The organism is Clostridium sp. (genome assembly GCF_050717515.1).
Classification (GTDB): Bacteria; Bacillota; Clostridia; order Clostridiales; family Clostridiaceae; genus Clostridium_AD.
This window is the reverse complement of sequence record NZ_JBOITL010000019.1, coordinates 128,633-148,255: the sequence shown is the minus strand read 5'-3', so window position 1 is coordinate 148,255 and position 19,623 is coordinate 128,633. Positions and strand designations below refer to the sequence as shown.

Genomic DNA, 19,623 nt, shown 5'->3' with positions numbered 1-19,623 from the left:
CCCTTTTCAAACTAAATGTCTGGAAGTACTGATGCATCTATTCTATGAAGCTTATATTCATTATCTATGCAAGAATGATAATATCTTGCAGCGTTTTTAATATACATTACATCTCCTAAAGTAAAGCCACCCATTAAATTAAGTTTCTCTATACCACTAGCTCTTTTTTCATGAACATAACCTATATTGTAGCTTCTACCATCTCTATCCACATTAAAAGCATATTTAATAAAATCACTACTGTAGTCACCAAAAAAATATTTTTCTTCATATTTATTTACATTATAATTCATAATATAAGCTTTTACAGTGGAGTTTTCCTCTAATATTCCGTAGAGCCTTTTATACAATTCCTCTTTAGATAATACACTGTTATCTATAAACTCTATAGATACATTAGCTCTTTCATTTAACTCATCCTCAAAGGATTTTGAGAATTCGGCTTCGCATAAAATATATTTATTACAAACCTCACATAGTTTTTTTATAAATTGATTTTTATCATTCCTATACTGATATATATCCCCTAAAAATTTTTCCTTAAAATAAAAATCTTCCCCATAGCTCTCTGATAATTTATTTACTATTTTCTTAATTATAATCCTGTAATATTCTTTTATATTTTGCGCTATATATTCATTCTGCTGTTTAATATCACTATTTGTATAATCCTCAATACACTCCCTTATACTTTCAATATAATTAATTTTTTCCGCAAGTTCTTCATGAACACTAATAATAATTTCTTCGCTTTTTCTCAGGATACTTTGAGCTATCTTAAGTTTTAGTATGCATAATTTATTTCCATACACGCCTTTAAATAAATTTTTTTTAATATCATCTAAAACAGCATTTGCTGAAAATAAACTTTTGAAAAGCGAAGGTACTTGGACTCTTTTACTATACATTTCATAAATTTCCTGATTTATAGCTTCAATACTTTTATCTATATCCACACACTTAAGCCTTATGTCCTGCAACACTTCTAAAGGCTCTGTTAAACTATATGTGCCATATAACCCATAGCTTTTATCTTCCATCAAAAGCTTAACAATGCCACGTATTTCCTTATTAAGACTTATATTTTTAAATTTTTCATCAATGATTTTTTCAAAATTCTCATTGAAGAAATGCTCACAACTATTCTCATAAAGCATTCCCTCAGCTTCCCTTAATGTAAGTTTCGCAAGTTTTGAAACTGAAACATTGTAACTTATAGTCATAAGTCCCCTCATATCCTCTACCGCGCTGCCTTCTGGTAACATACTACTAGCTTTTAAATCTAAACTTTCATCATCTAACATAAAAACTCTAAGCAAATTATCTTTATTTTTATTTGAATAATTTTGCATTTTATTTATCAGCTCATCATAAAATTGATTTACAGCCATAAGTGCAACTGTATTATTGGGCCTTTTGACCTTTGCAAGTCCTGCAGTAACTAGAGTAAAGCTCCCATTCTCCCTTGAAATATTTTTTTTAAACCTAGCATTATCATAGTATTGATTTTCCATATCATAATAAGTATCTATATTCACATTTCTATTTTTTATAAGATTTATATAGGAAATAATTTCGTAATTATCTTGCATACTTCCACTAGAAATTATACCTTTTTCATTAGTATCGCTAAGCAAATATACTAAATCAAATATAGGTTTGTTTTCACTAATAACAGGGAGTTTCCTGTCACTTCCAAAAACCTCTATATCTTCTTTAAAAGTGAAATCACTTTTTTGCATATATGAAAGCTCTTTAAAAAAGCTAAAGGCTATGGCAGCATCAAAAAATGCATCCTCCTGGTTTTTTTCTAGGAGTAAACCGTAAAAATCTGCTAACACAATTCTAAAATGCTGTGAAAGCTTACTTTTTATTAGCAAACTTATTTCCGCCACTAAAATATTCATAGCATCATCCGCTCTACTTACCACAGAAATATTTACCCTCTCGAAGGAAGTAAAAAGTTTACCACAATCTAAAAGCTTGTTTTTCATCTTCATTATTTCTTCATTTAAAGCTATAAGTCCCTTTTCACTGTTATAAAAATTATTACTTATATCATATCTAATGGTTTTTTTATCTTCTATGTCTATACCCTCAACTTGGATCTTAAAATTAAAAACATTTTCAGCTTCAAATTTTTCTTTATTATATACATTAAAAAACATTATACCTTTACTATTATCCCATTTTTTATTTACATCCTCATATACAGACTTTAACCCTTCATTACTCTTATCTCCAATAAAAACAAAAACCACCGGACTGCTGGCAATTTTCTGTTCGTCTTCTCTGTACACCGTATTATCCGTACTTAAACAATATCCCTGTGCATATTCTTTCAAGATATTTTCCATTTTTGAGGCTCACCACCTTTTTGAATTGAAAATTAAATTTTAAGAGTTAAAAGTTTATAGTGAACTAATTTAGTTCCCTATAAACTACCCTTAACACTTCATTCTTAACTCTAAGCTATTCTAAATTCACCCTAATCTCTTTAAGCTTGTCATAAGTATTAACATAAAAACTATACATATCCTGGCCATCCTCTATTTCATACCTTCTGTAATCTAACTCTTCAATAGCCTTACTATAAATCTCAATCATGCATTTTATTCTACTGTACAATGTAGTAGTTCCCTCTTCCATAGATAAATCCGCTAATCTTTTATCAGACTTAGCCTCAATAACCTTTCTATGCTTTTCATCAATTTCACAATACTTATTATAAATTGAGTATTCAGGGTATTGCTTTTGCTTCATTAGGTTAACAAATGGCTCTATTTCTGTCCTTTCATCTGCATCTTTATCATACATATACACAATACCCTTTTTACAAATGGTTTCTGTATACATAGCTTGGATAAAGTTATCTATTAATTTGGTTTTTTTATCGTTATCTCCTATAAATCTCCCAAGTTTATTTATCTGATCCTCTACAGCTTCATATTTATCTATCTCAACTTTTAAAAGCTCTATTAATCTTGGGCTTCTTATTAAGTTTTCCTTTGCAACCTCTTCATCTCTACTATCAAAAATGTAATACATTTGCAAATCATAGTCCTCAATGTTTTCTAATTTGTTCTCCATTAATTTTCTAAGTTCTCCAATGCATTTTCTTATTTCAGCCATATTTGGAGTTTTATCTTCTTCAATAGCTAAATCGTAATTTAATAAGAATTTTTCTATATTAAATTCTTTAGTGACAATGACTTTATACTGTGAATTCGTAATCTCAGATACACGCTCTATACAGCCATAATTCATAGCTTTATCAAAAACCAGTCTTATTTCACCGTTATATTTTTTCACTCTTTCATTATGATAACTAGTTCCCCAAGATTTTTCAGGAATAGGTGATGGCAAATATGTCCAATTAATATCCCTTGTTTGAATAAGATGTCTTCCTATTCCCTCTTTAGTGAAAATAGATTCTTCATAAATTTTTTCGTATTGTCTTATTGAAGTATACGCATAGAGTGGTACTCCATTTTCTGTATTTAGCCAAAATATTTTATTTGATACCTTACTCCTCTTAATGTTTACAGAGTGACCTAATGTACTACTTTCTTTATATTCCTTAATTCCCTTATATATTCTTGGAGTTTTAGCTGGCACTGAGACCATATTCCAAGATGGGAAGATTAGTGAGCCACCTGCATCTTGAAGCTGAAATACTGGTATTGCATCTTCATCTAGTCTTGGTGCAATTTCCGTTTGAATTAATCTTTCAATAGATTTTTCTTCTCCATACTTCATTACTAAAAAATCTTCCATAGATTTTGTTATTATATCGCCGAACTCTTCTGATACAAAATTTGATATAGAACCTACTATATCCATATGCTGCTCATCAATCCATTTTTGTGATTCCCCTAAAAGCTTATATGTAAATCTTCTTATTAAATCATTTGTATCCTCGTCACAAACCATTTTATCTATAGTTTTTACCACATCTGGTACATTAATAAGATTCCAATAATAAGTCTTTCCATTATTAATTTGTACTTCTTCACCCTTAACAAGAATATTTCCATCCTCTTTAAGCACCTTGTTTAATTCATTTAAAATCTCTGTATAAACCTTATATATTTTATTATTTGAACTACTTATAATTTCAATAGCATACTGATAGAATTCTATCATCTTCAAAGTTCTTTCTTCCTCTGCCCTTGCATAGTACTCCTCTATTTTAGCTTCAATGTAATCATTCTTTTTTGATTCTTTTGTAAATAAAATAGTCTTTTTCGCTGCATCAAATTTATCCCCAGCATCATCTCTAAGGTTTTTAATATTATCCGGTAATCTTCTATGCTTTTCTACTAATGATTCTTTTATAACCTCTAGGGTTTTTACCATACTAAAGCCTTCATTTGAAAATAACATCCTTGAAGCATAAAAAGGTCCCTTAGTTGCATCTTCAAACATTCTATCTATCTGCTGCTTTAAAGCTACAGAGATTTCACCAGGGTACTGTCTTTTAACCTTCAAATATTCATCACAAACATCCCTTAAGTATTCACTAAGCTCTTCATCCATATTTACTGCTTCTTTTTTAATAACATTTGCAAAATCATACTTATCTCTGTTTTTATAACCTGAAATTGGTTGTCTACCTAAATTTTCACGTTCAAACCTGGCTTCTACAGAATCTTTATCTAGCTTCACTATTCTAATGAACTGATCCACATCCTGCTCTGTTGGTGATTTTTCAAACATTACATCCATCTTTTCAAAGACTTTAAATGCAAGATAAGTAGTTATTTCTTCAATAGGTAAAACTGCAGAAGATGCTCCTATAATGTTATATTTATAATTTGCTGAATAAGGCTTTTCCATATTCTTAATGTTTTGCTCAATGTTGCTTATATAATCATGAATAGCAAACTCCTGTCCCGCTTGCCTCTCCTCACTAGCCATAAAATTCGTTATATTTTCTGCAGTGACATTCATGCAGTAATCATAAGCATTACTTAATAGTTTACCCTCTTTATTTGTAGCGGAAATCAAATGGCATAAATCAAAAGGCGGAACCCCCGAATCAACTTCTAAAGCACTTTTGTACTTCTGCTTGAATCTATCTCCTCTTTCAGAAATATTCATTAAATAATCTAATTCTTTTAATGCAGCATATCCATTTTTCATAATATAATTTCTCTCGTGCATTCCAAGACCCTTAGATATATTAACATCTGGGGTAAACAAATAGCCTAAAATATTTACTCTATCTATGCCATAGCCACCAAATTTTCTTTCCATTATTCCTCTGACTATGTATGCAATATCAAGGAAACATCCACTTCCTGTTCCCCCTGAAATACCTGTAAGCATAAATACATATAGTTTTTCTTTGCTATCCTTCATAATAGTATTTATTTTTTTCTCTATACTTTCAACAACTTCATTTATTTTTGTGAAAAGTAACAACCTTCCCGCCTGCCTAACACCACAAGCGCCTTTCATTCCATCTGATATATTAAGCTCTGGCGATAACCACTGCGAAATACATGGGTCCATAACTTTTCTATCGCTTAAAATAGCTCCAATTTCTGCATTAGATAACATAACCAATTCACTTTGAGGGTCCAGTCCAATGCCCTTGTATTTCTTGTTTTTTTCCTGCATATTGGTTTCAAATCCTAAAAATTCTATTTTATCTGGCTTCTCTTTTCTTACCTTTGTTAAGGAATCTTCAGGTAATTTAAATCTTCTATTTATTTGATATTTTAATCTTAGCATTGCATCTATACCCGTACCACCAAGTCCTATAATAAGCATAGGATTTTCAATGGTATCTACACGTATTTTATCACTAATAATTCCCCCACCAGTCATTACATTTAGTTCTTGTATATGTTCTCTTATATTTGCATTCATATTAATTTACCTCACTTTCAATTTTAAGTTCCATCAATTACTATAAAACTCTATAATTATACTTTTAGATGATTTATTTAAAAGGACTACAATTCTTTCACCATTATACAACTTTGTCTTAATATCCTTTGATATAACTCTACCAGATTTTTGAACACTGCACTGTGAATTATTTGCTATCTCAATGCTGTCGTCCTTCTTAAAGTAAAATTTTAAGTCCACTACCTCTGAAAATTCCTCTTTAAGCCCTAATACATCATAAAGACTAAATTTCCCATTATAGGTGTGCAAACTTCTATGTTGAGGAGCTGATACTTCATTAGTATTTTCATCTCTAATTTGAAACATCACCCGACCAAAGCCAGTTGCTTTATTTTTCTTTTTCACTACACCTACTATTACTATTATAATTAAGGCAATGATAGCGAGCACTGCAAAAATAATACTCGCTATATTTTTTTTACTACCACTTTCCTGTGCTTGAGTATTATTAGAAGGTTTTACTACATTTCCTCCACCAATTGTTATAGGAGAAGTTTCTCTATAAAAACTCTTTCCATCAACCCTTGCCTTAACTTCATATTTATTATTATCTTGCAAGGTATATTTTCCGCTAAATAAATGATCACTATTTTGAAGTGGAAATTCTTTAATATCTCCGCTTTTTAAATTTTTAACTACTATTTTAGCTTTCATATCTTTATAAAGCTCATTGTCATCAATAACTTGACCATTACCTAGGAAATAAGCTTCTATATTCATAACTTCTCCTGTTTTAGGTGCAACTGGATTAAATTTAGCCTTTAGCTCAATATCATAATTAAAAATGTAGCTGATATTTATTTTGTCTCCACTAATTCCCTTAACTTTGATTATCCAGTCTCCTTGCACCGGCTTTACTATTTTTAACATAGAATACTTACTCGAAGAAGTAAAAATTATATCCTTAGAAGGAATAGGTGCCTCCACGCCCTTTGGATTTACCAGTTTTACGGAAACAGGCTTATTCGATAGTATAGATACATTAGCTTCTAATACATTGTCATTGGGTATATTTAACTTTACATCTTGAAATCCACCATTTGCTATAATACTTCCACCATTTTGAATATTGATTTTTGAATTATCCGCATAAATATCTGTTAATATCTGTGTAAGTTCTTCTGCTTTATTAGTTATATAAGTTTTACCCTTAGTTTTACTTGAGAGACTTTCTAATTGTGCCTTATCTACAGTACCATCATAGTTTAAACCTATAGTATATATAGGATACCCCTTACTTTTAGCAGTATTTGTAGCATCATTTAAATCCTTTAATGACTCATTCATACTTCTCTGTGGATCATTTTTACCATCTGATAAAAGAATGATAATTGGTTTATGAGTGTCATCATGACCGCTTTCCATAAGTTTTACAGCTTCTTTTATACCCATCCCTGTATCTGTTTTTTGTCCAAAGGGTATACCGGTTGTCATTCTCTTTACACTATCTTTGTCCGCTGCTGAGTTCATTTGGGCTAAATTATGTAGCCGGATAATATTATCTGAATAAGCCACAAGGCCTACTTTGTTTCCAGAAGTTCCACACATATCTAGAAACATTTTAATTGCTTCTGTTCTTATTTCCTGAGGATCACTGGTTTTCATTGACCCACTAGCATCTAAAACAAAAATCACATCCAAATTTGAAACTTCTGCACTAGGCTTAGCAAAAACACTTACAACCCAGGAGATTTGAAGTGTTAGCACTATTATAAATGCCATTAATCTATTAACTTTTTTATTATGATTCAATTTACTCAACTCCTTTTTAATCAAAGTCCACGCAATATTTTATTATCCACCTGTCCTAAAATCCATTGAAATACTTCTGCTTCATGGTAATTCGCTTTATTTTCACTTTGCACTGTCAAATCAAAATTATCTAGGATAAAAAATCTATAATCACTAAAATTGGTTTCTATTTTAGATTTAAAATTTTCCTTAGCATAATCACTACAGTTGTTTCTAAGAGTATTGTTAGTTATAAATGCTACTGGCCTACTAATTATTTCTCCAGGCTTAAGCCCAAAATTTTTTTGAAGATTTAAAATAAATATATCTAGTATGTCATTTGAAGTTAAGTTATTTTCCACCTCTTCACCTGAATTTATAAACTCTTCACCGTTAATTATAAATACTATTCCATTATAATAATTAAAGTATCTATACTTTTTTAAATTATCACTTAACACTAAATCACTTTCATTAGTATCAAAAATATAAATTTTCCTTGAAGGTTTTTTTTTATTTTTTCCCAAAAAGAAATATTGAGTTTTTGGTGTTGGTACATAGGCTTTAAAAGGTGCCTTCTGAAATTTCCATTCTATAGTATCAAGCACATTGTATATGAACTTTTCTTTTATAGATGAGTTTGTTCCAATAATGGGTATACATATTTTTTTAACCTTATTCATTTTGACTTCATTTTTGCACCCTCTACAAAGGGTTTTTAATTTATTTTTCCCGTTTAGTACAGTTAGTGGCAACTTATAACCACAACTACATTTAAAATAAAAAATATGCTTAAAAGTAGGCATAAGAGCCGCATACCTATTATTGCAACTTGGACAGACATAATAGGGCAGCGTTACTTTTTCATAACACTTTTCACATACATCTGATAAATTTTTACTAATTAATTTTTTTTCTATAAAATATATAATTTTATAGAAAATAAACTTAGGAGGATAAACTATTGCTTTGTAAATAAATCGCATTATACCATTAATAAACTCCAACCCCAGTCCCCCTTATTTTACCTATGTTCTCCTATTTACCAATAAACTTGTTTATTCCTCTTTGAAATATAGAATTCCCTCTATCCTCATGAACTTTTTTACGTATACTATTCCATGGCCTACTTATCATTGATTTATTTCTCATTCCACTCATCACATCAATCATATAATTTTCATATTTTTTCATTTCTCTCAGGGACCTATTACTTAAAATATTAATTATTTTATTAGTAATATTTTCAATTATATACTTTGGAAAGTCATCTATATTTCTAAATAGATAAATTAGAAAATCAAAAAACACTTCATATCCTTCTAATTTGTTATCTTTTAAATTTTTTTTATAGATTTTTTCTTCATTTAATATATCTTCTAAGGTTTTTAAAAGTGCTTCATAATATATTTCTTCATAGGCTCCTAGGCAGGTAGTATCAGTTATCCTTTGATAATCCACTTTTAAATCTTCATTTACGCCATTTATGTATATATTAGATAAATACCAACATATATATTTTCTGTAGGTATGTCTGTCCATACAATCGAAGTTTAATTTAACCTTTCCACATACTGTTTTTATTACGTTTGTGCCCTTCTCAAGGTTCATTCCAAAACAAATAAGCCCTGTAACATCTGGCTCAGTTATAATGTCCCTTGAATTTTTAAGGTCTTTTATAGCTGGAATAATTATTGCGATTTCTTCTTCTGGATATGCAGCCCCTAATTGCTTTTCAAAGTTGTTAATTAAATTATATAATAAAGATTCATCTATAGTAGTTTTTAAGCAATGATTTAATATAAATTTAAGAATTTCAAAGGATTCATTTGAAATTTCCATACTATTCTCTAAATTATTCAAGAATTCCATAGCAGCTTTGGAAAAATATTTTCGTTTATATCTAGGTGTTTTATTAAAAACCGAATGGCAATAACCCCAAAAATATTCACTCTTATCCTGTGCACAATTAAGTTCATGCACAAAATATCTAAACAATAGCTCTTCACCACCATCTATTTCATTTAGAATATTTCTAATTTTCAAAAACCAAGTTTCATCATTCTCTTGTTTTGCTTCCTTTAAAAGTTGCAGCACTATTTTTTCTTTTTCAGCAGCCTCATTTACTGCAGCATTTTTATAACACATAATTATAAAATTTGAAAAATACTCCTCATTCTTGTAAATAGACTTAGTTATATATTTCATTTCATCTTTGTTAAAACTTAAAATATCAATACATCTATCAATAAATTTCACTAGTGCAGTATTTGTAATTATGCTTTTCCAACTAATAATACTGCATGTCCTATAGCTATAAAAAATGAAATTTCCAAACAGTGTATATAAATAAAACTGAGCATGTCTTGCCTTTGCCCCTTCCATATAAATGTACAATTCATCTATTCTATAAGAATCAAAGGAATAAGTTATAAACTCATCTATCTTATTACTATTTATAGCTCTGATTTTGTCATGCAATTCTATTATTTCTTCTAATTGAATATTTTCTCTATCTACCACCATAAAATAAAGAGCATCAAAAAAGAACTCAAAGGCATTCTTTATATAAATTTCATTTTTTGTTCTTATTGCTATGTTAAATAAAAATTTTGAAATAACCTCTGCACTATGTATATCCACTTCTCCACTTATTTTTTTAAGCATAGGTTCTATCTGTATAAAAATCTGCTTACAGGTGTCTATAGAACCATAGTTATTAACAAAGTCTATTCCCTTTATTATACTATCTGTATCCATTTTTTCGATACCTTTTTTTGCCATATTGTAAAGATACAGACAATCGTCTATTTCATCATCTAACACCTCATAATCAAATTTATCTATGAAATCTATAAATGGTAACAGACTATCTTTTGATATTGAAAGCCCTACCTGTGCTAATTTGGAAAATTTAAAGTCATGATTCAAATCGCTACTATATCCATTTATAAAATCAAATACATTATATTTATAAATATTATTACAATCCTTAAAATTAATTTTAGTTCCTTCCACTGATGAACCGCAAATAATGTAATTTGTATTTTCACAATCATTGCTATAGGTCGTAAATGTTAGTAACTTAGAAAGTTTTAAAGGAAGACACATTTGAGCAGCAGCTATCCAGTAAGCATTGTTCTCATTAGTATCGCAAAAAATAATTTTTTTATGTTCTTTGTGATACTCAATAACTGCATCCATCATATTTTTAAAGCTCTTACTTCTTTTTGTAACAGAAGCTCCTTTTAGAAATTCTGATACACTCTCCAATGTGATAAAATCTACTAAAGGCAGCTGCTGTAATACTTGCAAAGACTCTATTTGCTCGGCATTTTCTTCTCTTTCAGTTAAATGATTTTTAAAAACATCTGAGCCATATATCTGTATAGGATGAAAAGGCATCTCTCCCTTTTCAAACAATAAAACATGACAAAAATAGTTTCCAAAGCGTCCACTATAATCTTTTCCTATATATTTAGCTTGGCATACTGCTTGTTTCCCATTTTCCAGAATAAAGTATGAAAAAGCTATTGGAAATAATTTATCTATTTCATCTTTAGTAGGTTGACTAGGAAGATTGCTAGGTGGAACATACACACAGTAACTCTCTATTTCCTTTTTTTCAGCCTCTGTAATGCCCTCAGATACGGAGTAGGTTTGAAATCCCATTCCTGTGGAAAGCCCTTTTCTACATGAGGTATAATACAATTGCTGCACTTTCATGTCTCTTTCCTCACTTTCTCTTTTCTGATTTTATAAGCTTATGTTTCCAAAGTAACCATAAAAATGGGTCTTCAACTCTATTAGGTCTTAAATTTTTAATACTGTTACTGTCCGGGCTACATCCTAAGGCAGTTATTCCAAAATAAGCAAACTCCTTAAAATTTGAACTAAGCTGATTAGCAAAATTTTCTCCACCCCAACTTCTTACAAGGGATTCCATTGAACCATTTACATCCTCAAAATCTGCAATATGGAATTTACCTGCAGCAATGTGTTTACTGGGATAATTAATACAACTAGCTGGATCTAGCAAGCATTCCACCGCATCCATTTTTGAAAATGCCACTGCCACTGGTATATCTATAAGTTGAGTCATTTTCTTATCTTTTGCACGTCTTATAAGATTGGCTGTTCTTGAAAGCAAATCCTCAATTTCAGTATTCTGTTCTGGCAGTGGGGTTCCCTCTGGAAGAGAATTTCGTACATTAGTAAGTTGAAGTGGGTCTAGTAAAAAGATAATACCAGAGGAATTGTATATATACTTATTTACCGACTTCATAGTGTCTTCTTCATTCAAATCCTCGCCTGCAGTATCAAAAAAAGCTATTGTCACTACATTACTTATTCTCTTGCTTTTTAAAAGACCACCAAAGATGCTTGTCTCTCTAAACGCTAAAGTATATATAAGCGGCTGACTAACTGTTGCATCAGTTTTCGCTGAATGTGTAACTCTAATTATTTCTTTGCTTCTAAACACTGGATAATAAAAATCATTGCGATATCTTGTTATAGTCGCATCGTTAATGGCTTGCAGACTGCAATTAAATGCAGCACCAATTTCATTCATTATTTTATCTATAAGCACTGCAATATAATGACTCTTCCCTGCTTCCTTAGCACCTATTACTGCAAAAATCAAATCTTTATATTCACCTATAGTATAGGGAAGTTCTGCACTGCATGTAGGACAAACCTTCACATTTGTGTTCTCCTCACATGAATCGCACACCATGTCCCTTGGCATAATATTTTTTCCTTCATTAGAATCTGGAACCATCACAATTTCTTTTTTCGCATTTTCACATTTATTTGGTTCATTTTTACATATAAAATTAACTTCGCTTAATTTATGTTCTGTAAAACAAAATGGACATATATAAGTAGATTTTTTTAATAAGTTCATATTTCATGCCTCCTAGTAGTTCCATCTAGTAGATAACAATTATTTAAAATAAAGTTTTTCTCTAGCTGGAGATATTATCCTATACCTTGTACTTTCTTTATCATTCATCACAAATAACTTTATGTACATATTGTTTTTTATAGACTCTAACGGGAATTCAAAAACACAGGGCTTATTTTTACTTATTACCACATCATTAAAAGTACATATATCATCACCATCTGATTTTTGAATTGGCATATTGCCTTTTTTGCCTATTACCGTAATAGCCGGTAATTTAATTTCCCCCTTCTCTTCCATACTAAACATAATTTCTGCTGATTTAAGTTTGCCCAGTAAACTTCTTTTTATTTTCAAATCATAATATATTTCAATAGGCTTTTTACTCACCATAAGTCGCCTCTTGCCTTCTGAATAAAAAATCTTATCATTCATTTCTGCCATAACATAAATAGTGAAATAATAGTTCCCTTCTGGTATCCTGTCGATGACAAATGTTCCTGTACTTTCATCTTTTTCTCTTTTTATTATGCTAGCCACTGCTGATGAATCCTCTGCACTTTTAGCAAAGCTATCTCCTCTATAAATTACCTTAATCTTATTTGCTTTTTCTGGCCATTGCCATTGCAAGCACAATTGATTATGTTTAACTTCACCCACTATGGCTGCTATGTCTATTAACGTAGAATTTAATTCCTCTACAGTTTCTATTTGTATTTCGGGTTCAGGTTCACTGTCTTGAATTCTATTTATTATGATTTGCTGAGCTTCTTCTTCTTCTTCTCCTTTTATTGCTTCAATCTCAGTTATCTCGCTTTTTTTAAAGGCTTTATTTTGCATATTAATTTGTTTTTCTTCAAGCTGCTCTTCTATATTTACTTCCTCTATTAAGTATTCATTATTATTAGTTATTTCAGCAATCGTTCCCCTTATTTCTTTTTCTGTTAATGAAGGAAAGGAATCCACAAAGTTGTTTATTTCTTCATTTGATAGTTCATCTTTGATAGAAAGAATTATCTCTATCTCCTCTTTTAAATCATTAATTTCTTTATACTTAATTTCCATGCTAATTAGATTCAACTCCTTTATATGCTTTTACTAAAACATATACTTATCTATATTCTACAGTAGATTACAATTCCCTCTGATTTATTCTGCTTTTACGCAAGTAACCATAAATTAGTGGTTATTATATTATTTACTAAACCTATTATTAATTATGATTTTAAAATTGATTTATTACAACCGTTTTTATCTTATATTTTGTAAATTTACTGATAATTTTATTGTTTTAAGGACATTTCAGAACCGCAGGTGATGATTTAATGTTTTATTTTAAAAAAACATATAATTATAATCATATTTCACTAGTGAAAAATAAAAAATTCCTGAACTCTTTAAGCTCAGGAATTTTTTTTACTTTTTAGGTCCTTTGTTTTTTTGTTCTTTTTTCTCACCTTTTTTACCAGTGCTCTTAGTAGTAGTACCGTTACTTTTGCCCTTATCTGGCATAATATATACCCCCCTTGTTTTGATATCCCTTTTGTTTTAGGTAACATAACAATTACAAATAGGTATTCTCTTTGCTCTACTTTTAATTAAGCAGGTGCTATATAAATATTATAATTAATTTTTACATTAATGTCAATATTTAATAAAAATTCGGAATAGTAAACCTTGTTAAGTCCATTTAAATTATATTACCTCAACTTTGTTCATATTAAAAATAGTAACTATAATAAAGAGTATGCTACAAATAATTGAAAATGCTATAGTATAAAAATAATTTTCTAGTGTAAATGAATTTGCCCCTTCTACTAACTTGTATGGCATAAACTTTCCTATTGTATTTAAATTTACAAGTGCAGCATTTGTGAAAGTTATCATGAGAGTTATAAAACCTGCTGTAATACCTTTTTTCACAAAACTGCTAAAAAGTGTTACCAACGCAATATTAAAAAAATAATATAGGGACATTAAAAGAGCAGAACTCATAATACCTGATAGACTAGCCTTTTCTCCTTGTAACAGAATGCTACCATAATAATAACAAGTTAAAAATCCTATAAAGGTTAGTATTATTACCACAATAGTATAATGAACTATTTTAGCAAGCACTATGCCAATTGGCACACTTCCTTTAGAATATGCGAACACGAGTTTTTCTCCATTTACCTCATCATTTAAAGTACTTGCCAAGGTGAATATAATAAATAAGTTTCCGATTTGAAAAAGATCCTTAATATAATTATTAATAGCACTCTTAGGCGTAGCAACAAAAAGCGAACTTAAATCTCCTTGTAATTGTTTTTCCAATATTTTTGGAAGTAACTTTAACATAAATGGATCTAAAATAGCAAAAGCCATTATTCCTACAGCAAGTATTATATACCTATATTGTCTTTTAGATTCCATTATTTCTTTCTTAAAATAAGCCTTAAATGTTGTCATTTTCATTCACCAACCTTATAAAAATATCTTCAAGATTACTTTTTCTTAAATTATAAGATAAAATAGTATTTTCTTCCTGCACAAGAACTTTTAATAGTTCAGCTTTAGCAACATCTAAATTATTAACATAGATAGAAGCCTTATTTTCATTTATTGAAACACTTTCTACCCATTTTAAGTCTAAAAGAACTTTATCTAATTTTACACAGTGTTTTTCAAACTCAATATCAAATATAGGTTGAATATACTTATTCTTTAAATTCTCTAAACTATCTGATACTAGTATTTTACCTTTATCCAAGATACTTACCTGGTCACAAATTCTTTCTATATCGCTCAAAATGTGAGTGGAGATAAAAACAGTGGTTCCCTCTGACTTCAAGTCTTTAATAAACTCTAGTATTTCCATTCTTCCCTCAGGGTCTAATGCAGCTGTTGGCTCATCTAAAAAAACTATTTCTGGTTTATTAAATAGTGCCACCGCAATTCCTAGTCTTTGCTTCATTCCACCTGAATATTGTCCTATTTTTCTCTTTGCTACTTCTGTAAGCTTTACAATGTCTAAAATCTCTATAGTTCTCATTCTTATATTTTTCTCTGTCATATTAGCTATCTCACCAATAAAGTGAAGATACTCATTAGCATTCATGTAATTGTAAAATACTGGATTTTGTGGGAGGTATCCCACCTTTTTTAATAATCTTCGTTTATTCTTTTTAAAATCTTCTCCGTCTAAATATATCTCTCCACCATTAAAATCAATTAATCCAGAAAGTATATTCATGGTTGTAGATTTCCCTGCTCCATTAGGCCCTAAAAATCCATATATGGTTCCTTTTTTTATTTCAAAGGATATCTCATTTAAAACTTCAAAGTCTCCATATTTTTTATTTATATTTACCACTTTAAGCATATTAATCACGCTCTCTTCCCATTAATAAAAAAGCTATGCCACCTATTATTTGAATAAAAAGTATAATCAAAGCCCATGCCCACTTAGGTAGAAATTTCACTCTATCCTTTGACAATCTATATAAGCAAAAAAACACAAGAACTACCTCTAGCATAATTATAGGTGCAAATAATTTTATTATCTCTAGCAAAGCCATTCCTTCAAACATATACCGTTCCTCCTTTTTATATTTTCATAACTTTAACGTAATCAAGATCAAAAAGTTCATTTTATTTTTTTAAAAAAAGTTAGTTGCTAAGAAATTAGCAACTAACTTTTCTTTTTATTATTTAATATTACTCGTGTTACTAATAGATAAATAATAAGATTACCTGGTGTATTAATCAGTGCAAAAATTCCCCAAAGCCAATAATATTTTTCTTTACGTTTTCTGGCATCACGAAATACCCAAGCTCCCTGTATTAATAAAATAGGAATAGCTATTGCTAATAGTATAATTAACAAATTATTTGAAGGCACCATTAAGCTTCACTTCTCTTTCTTTTGATTACTAGTACAGGTATTATTATCCAAGGAGCAATGGTAACTATAATAATCTGTGAAATAATAAGTATCTTAGGACCTGTTTTGATAATGGCTATGGCACCTAAAGAAAGGATTATAGTGGATAATAATATAAACAAAAAGAATTCTTTTTTATTCTTACTATTTTCTTTTATACACTCCCCTTGCTCTATTATGCTTAATGTATCTATATCAAAATCGAATACATCATCATTTAGTACATCCATTTTCTCACTGATGGAATTTAGTTTACTTTTAAATTCTGCAATTTCATAGCTATCCATTGTTTTTCTAGATACTTTCTCCTGCTCTTCATTGTAAAATTCATCAATCAAAGATTTTTTAATTTTATCAGAATCCACCATTCATATAATCTCCTTTCTCTCAATTTCTTTTATTATATATTTTACAGCATTATGAAGTCTTGACCGAACTGTTCCAAGGGGACATCCTATAATTTGTGATATTTCTTCATATTTATAACCGTAATAGTGTTTTAAAATAAATACAACCCTTTTCTCATAGGGTAACTTTAAAATTATTTTCATTATTTCTCTATATTCATAATTTGATATTACAATATCCTCTACTTGATTACCACTATGAACCATCTCTTCATCTGCTAACCCCAAAAATTTATTCTTTCTTAAATAATCTCTATAAACATTAGTAGCTATTTTTATTAACCAAGTAGAAAATTTTGCTCGAGGCTCAAACTTATTTATATTAAGCACAGCTTTAAGCAACGCATCCTGAATAATATCCTGTGCCAAATGTTGGTCTCCTACCATTTTAACAACATAACCTTTTAAAATATTAAGGTTATCTTTTAAAAGAGTATTTAATGCGCTTTTATTTCCCTCCTTAGCCTTACTAATAAGTTCTAGTTCATCCAATAATAATCACTCCCAGTACTCCTTTAACGCCTATATTGATTAAAAAGTTCACTATATTTATATTATTACCTATAAAGATTAATTCATTTTGTCCTTGTTGTTTAAAATTCTTTTTTCTTTTAAATAATATGCAGTATATACCATAAGTGAAGGCACTGCAATGACTACCGAAATTAAACCTATAATAAAAGCTATAAGTAGGATTTGATTTTTTATCATTGTTTCTTCTATTCTGTTTACTAGTAAAAATCCAATTAGGTTTACAAAAATAAGTATTACTATTGATATAATTGCTGCTTTTTTAGACACATCTTTTGATTTTTCATACTTACTTAAATAGTTCTCTTTTTCTGTGTATATTGGAACAGTTTCAGGTAGAGCTGAAAAAAAATGATAAGGTCCATAAGAACACATATGCTCCCATCCACTACTCTGAAATAACTTGAAATACTCATTATCGTGTTTACTTAATTCTTTGTAATCCATAGAATAAACTATTTCCTTTGGTTGACCTTTTACTAATTTATACCTAGACAAAGACATTTCTTTAAGAATCCAACCCTCTTTAGCCATTTGACTTAATTTTTTCATAGCTCTATCTTCATCAAAAGCTAGCCCCATATTCATTATATACCTATATTTCTTTTCCACTAATATCCTCCTCTTCTAAATATTTTAATGCTTCTTCTCCATACCTCACCATAGTAATTCTTCTCTTAATGTCTTTTTTTAATATTTTTTTGCCCTTAAAAGTTAGCATATACGTCTTACGTCTTTCTTCATCATCTTCTAATAATTGAATTAATTCTGCACTTTGTAGCTTTTTTATAATTGTATAAAGACTTGCTGGACCTATAATCATATCACCTTTTGAAAATTCTTTGATCGCTTGCATTATTCCATACCCATGCATAGGCCTCACTAGCGTAAGTAAAATACAGTAGGTTGAATCCGTTAATATATCCTCATCTAAATCTTTTCCCCTAGCCACCTTTTCACTCCCTTAATATTATCTGTTACGCATATCATTTAATGATACATCATTTAATAATATAGTATTCCATTCTTATAAAATTGTCAATATTTTTTTGGAATTTTTTTCTTTTTTATAGTTTTATTAGCATATTCTATATGGAATATAGATGGGGCACAAAAATAAACTCTTGAAAAATCAAGAGTTTATTTTTATTGAAACTCCACTTTTCTATTTGGATGATCTAATCTTTACCATTCACCAATAATAGTTATTTTTTTATTTGTGGCATCTAATTCTATTTCACATCCTAGAGGTAGAGTTATCATAGGGTGTGTATGGCAACAATCAAAATCTGCAACAAATGGTATTTTTCTATCACCTAATACTTCTAAAAGAATTTCATATGGCTTTCTACCCGTTTTCAAATCATCAAATAATTCATGCTTACCAAGAATTATTCCAGATATCTTTTCAAAAATACCATTCACTTTTAAAAAGGAAAAACTTCTTTCTATTGTTGCTGCATCTTTTAATGAATCCTCCATAAAAAATATATCACCCTCTTCTATTACTGGCATATATTCACTACCCCATATACCTTGTATTGTATTTAAATTACCACCAATTACTCTCCCCTTAGCTATACCCTCATAAACTGTAATCCATTGGTTTTCCCTTTTTTCTTTATTTCTATCTTGTGTTTCCCAATTAATACATTCATCTGTCCAATATTCCGGAACTTCTAAATCATAAGGAATTTTTATTTCATCTGCAGTGATTTCTTTAAAATAATTATAAGTCCAATCAACAAAAGGAGATAATTCTCCAAAGGATGCTACCAATGCAGGTCCATAATAAGTGTTTATTCCTGTTTTTGCATATATGCCAAGTAAAATCGCAGTAATATCTGAATATCCTATTATTATTTTAGGATTTCTTTTAAATGCTTCATAATCTATATAAGGAAGAATCGAATTTGAATTCATACCTCCGATAGTAGCCATAATGCATTTTATATCTGGGTTTCTAATTAAACTATTTAATTCATCTGCCCTATCTTTAATACTTCCTGACCTATAAAAATCACATTTCCTCGTTAAATTTCCTTCAACTATTTTAAACCCCTTGTTTTCTATATATTTCTTTGCTCTTTCAAATCTTTTAGGACAAGTGTCTGTTATAGGTGATGAGGGTGAAAATATACCAATCAAATCTCCTTTTTTTAATTTCATTATGCTATCCATTATAATTCCTCCTCTTATAT

General features: G+C 29.5%; 15 protein-coding genes. All 15 read right to left on the bottom strand.

Annotation, left to right across the window (positions count from 1 at the left end; genetic code table 11):
* Nucleotides 1-11 precede the first annotated feature (11 nt).
* The 15 genes from ACREV6_RS05715 to ACREV6_RS05645 all read right to left on the bottom strand — a co-directional run bounded on the left by ACREV6_RS05715 (nucleotide 12) and on the right by ACREV6_RS05645 (nucleotide 19,603).
* The gene (locus ACREV6_RS05715; RefSeq protein ID WP_431577041.1) at nucleotides 12-2,357 is read right to left on the bottom strand and encodes a hypothetical protein; all 2,346 of its coding nucleotides are present in this window, start codon (nucleotides 2,355-2,357) and stop codon (nucleotides 12-14) included.
* Nucleotides 2,358-2,472: 115 nt separating this feature from the next.
* Nucleotides 2,473-5,877, bottom strand: coding sequence for a tubulin-like doman-containing protein (locus ACREV6_RS05710; RefSeq protein WP_431577040.1), 3,405 nt, complete (start codon nucleotides 5,875-5,877; stop codon nucleotides 2,473-2,475).
* A gap of 33 nt (nucleotides 5,878-5,910) precedes the next feature.
* The gene (locus ACREV6_RS05705) at nucleotides 5,911-7,671 is read right to left on the bottom strand and encodes a vWA domain-containing protein (RefSeq protein ID WP_431577039.1); all 1,761 of its coding nucleotides are present in this window, start codon (nucleotides 7,669-7,671) and stop codon (nucleotides 5,911-5,913) included.
* A gap of 20 nt (nucleotides 7,672-7,691) precedes the next feature.
* Nucleotides 7,692-8,657: a hypothetical protein gene (locus ACREV6_RS05700; protein ID WP_431577038.1), complete on the bottom strand. Its 966-nt coding sequence runs from the start codon at nucleotides 8,655-8,657 to the stop codon at nucleotides 7,692-7,694.
* A gap of 31 nt (nucleotides 8,658-8,688) precedes the next feature.
* Nucleotides 8,689-11,376 (bottom strand): GAP1-N2 domain-containing protein, encoded by a 2,688-nt coding sequence (locus ACREV6_RS05695; RefSeq protein ID WP_431577037.1) that lies wholly within the window; start codon nucleotides 11,374-11,376, stop codon nucleotides 8,689-8,691.
* Between the two features lie 10 nt (nucleotides 11,377-11,386).
* Nucleotides 11,387-12,559 carry a hypothetical protein gene (locus ACREV6_RS05690; protein WP_431577036.1) on the bottom strand — a complete coding sequence of 391 codons (1,173 nt, stop codon included), beginning with the start codon at nucleotides 12,557-12,559 and terminating at the stop codon, nucleotides 11,387-11,389.
* A 39-nt stretch (nucleotides 12,560-12,598) separates the two neighbouring features.
* Nucleotides 12,599-13,624 (bottom strand): hypothetical protein, encoded by a 1,026-nt coding sequence (locus ACREV6_RS05685; RefSeq protein WP_431577035.1) that lies wholly within the window; start codon nucleotides 13,622-13,624, stop codon nucleotides 12,599-12,601.
* Nucleotides 13,625-14,254: 630 nt separating this feature from the next.
* The gene (locus tag ACREV6_RS05680; protein ID WP_431577034.1) at nucleotides 14,255-15,016 is read right to left on the bottom strand and encodes a hypothetical protein; all 762 of its coding nucleotides are present in this window, start codon (nucleotides 15,014-15,016) and stop codon (nucleotides 14,255-14,257) included.
* Nucleotides 14,997-15,923: an ABC transporter ATP-binding protein gene (locus tag ACREV6_RS05675; RefSeq protein ID WP_431577087.1), complete on the bottom strand. Its 927-nt coding sequence runs from the start codon at nucleotides 15,921-15,923 to the stop codon at nucleotides 14,997-14,999. Before ACREV6_RS05675 ends, ACREV6_RS05680 begins: the two co-directional genes overlap by 20 nt.
* A 1-nt stretch (nucleotide 15,924) precedes the next feature.
* Nucleotides 15,925-16,131 carry a PLD nuclease N-terminal domain-containing protein gene (locus tag ACREV6_RS05670; RefSeq protein ID WP_431577033.1) on the bottom strand — a complete coding sequence of 69 codons (207 nt, stop codon included), beginning with the start codon at nucleotides 16,129-16,131 and terminating at the stop codon, nucleotides 15,925-15,927.
* A gap of 313 nt (nucleotides 16,132-16,444) precedes the next feature.
* A complete protein-coding gene (locus ACREV6_RS05665) occupies nucleotides 16,445-16,852 on the bottom strand; it encodes a hypothetical protein (RefSeq protein ID WP_431577032.1) in 408 nt (135 codons plus the stop codon).
* Nucleotides 16,853-17,383 carry an RNA polymerase sigma factor SigY gene (gene sigY / locus ACREV6_RS05660; RefSeq protein WP_431577031.1) on the bottom strand — a complete coding sequence of 177 codons (531 nt, stop codon included), beginning with the start codon at nucleotides 17,381-17,383 and terminating at the stop codon, nucleotides 16,853-16,855. It lies immediately after the preceding gene.
* 78 nt (nucleotides 17,384-17,461) lie between these two features.
* Nucleotides 17,462-18,034, bottom strand: coding sequence for a DUF2812 domain-containing protein (locus ACREV6_RS05655; protein ID WP_431577030.1), 573 nt, complete (start codon nucleotides 18,032-18,034; stop codon nucleotides 17,462-17,464).
* Nucleotides 18,018-18,374 carry a PadR family transcriptional regulator gene (locus tag ACREV6_RS05650; protein ID WP_431577029.1) on the bottom strand — a complete coding sequence of 119 codons (357 nt, stop codon included), beginning with the start codon at nucleotides 18,372-18,374 and terminating at the stop codon, nucleotides 18,018-18,020. The genes ACREV6_RS05655 and ACREV6_RS05650 overlap by 17 nt, the downstream gene beginning before the upstream one ends.
* 233 nt (nucleotides 18,375-18,607) lie before the next feature.
* Nucleotides 18,608-19,603 (bottom strand): S66 family peptidase, encoded by a 996-nt coding sequence (locus ACREV6_RS05645; RefSeq protein WP_431577028.1) that lies wholly within the window; start codon nucleotides 19,601-19,603, stop codon nucleotides 18,608-18,610.
* Between the last annotated feature and the right edge of the window lie 20 nt (nucleotides 19,604-19,623).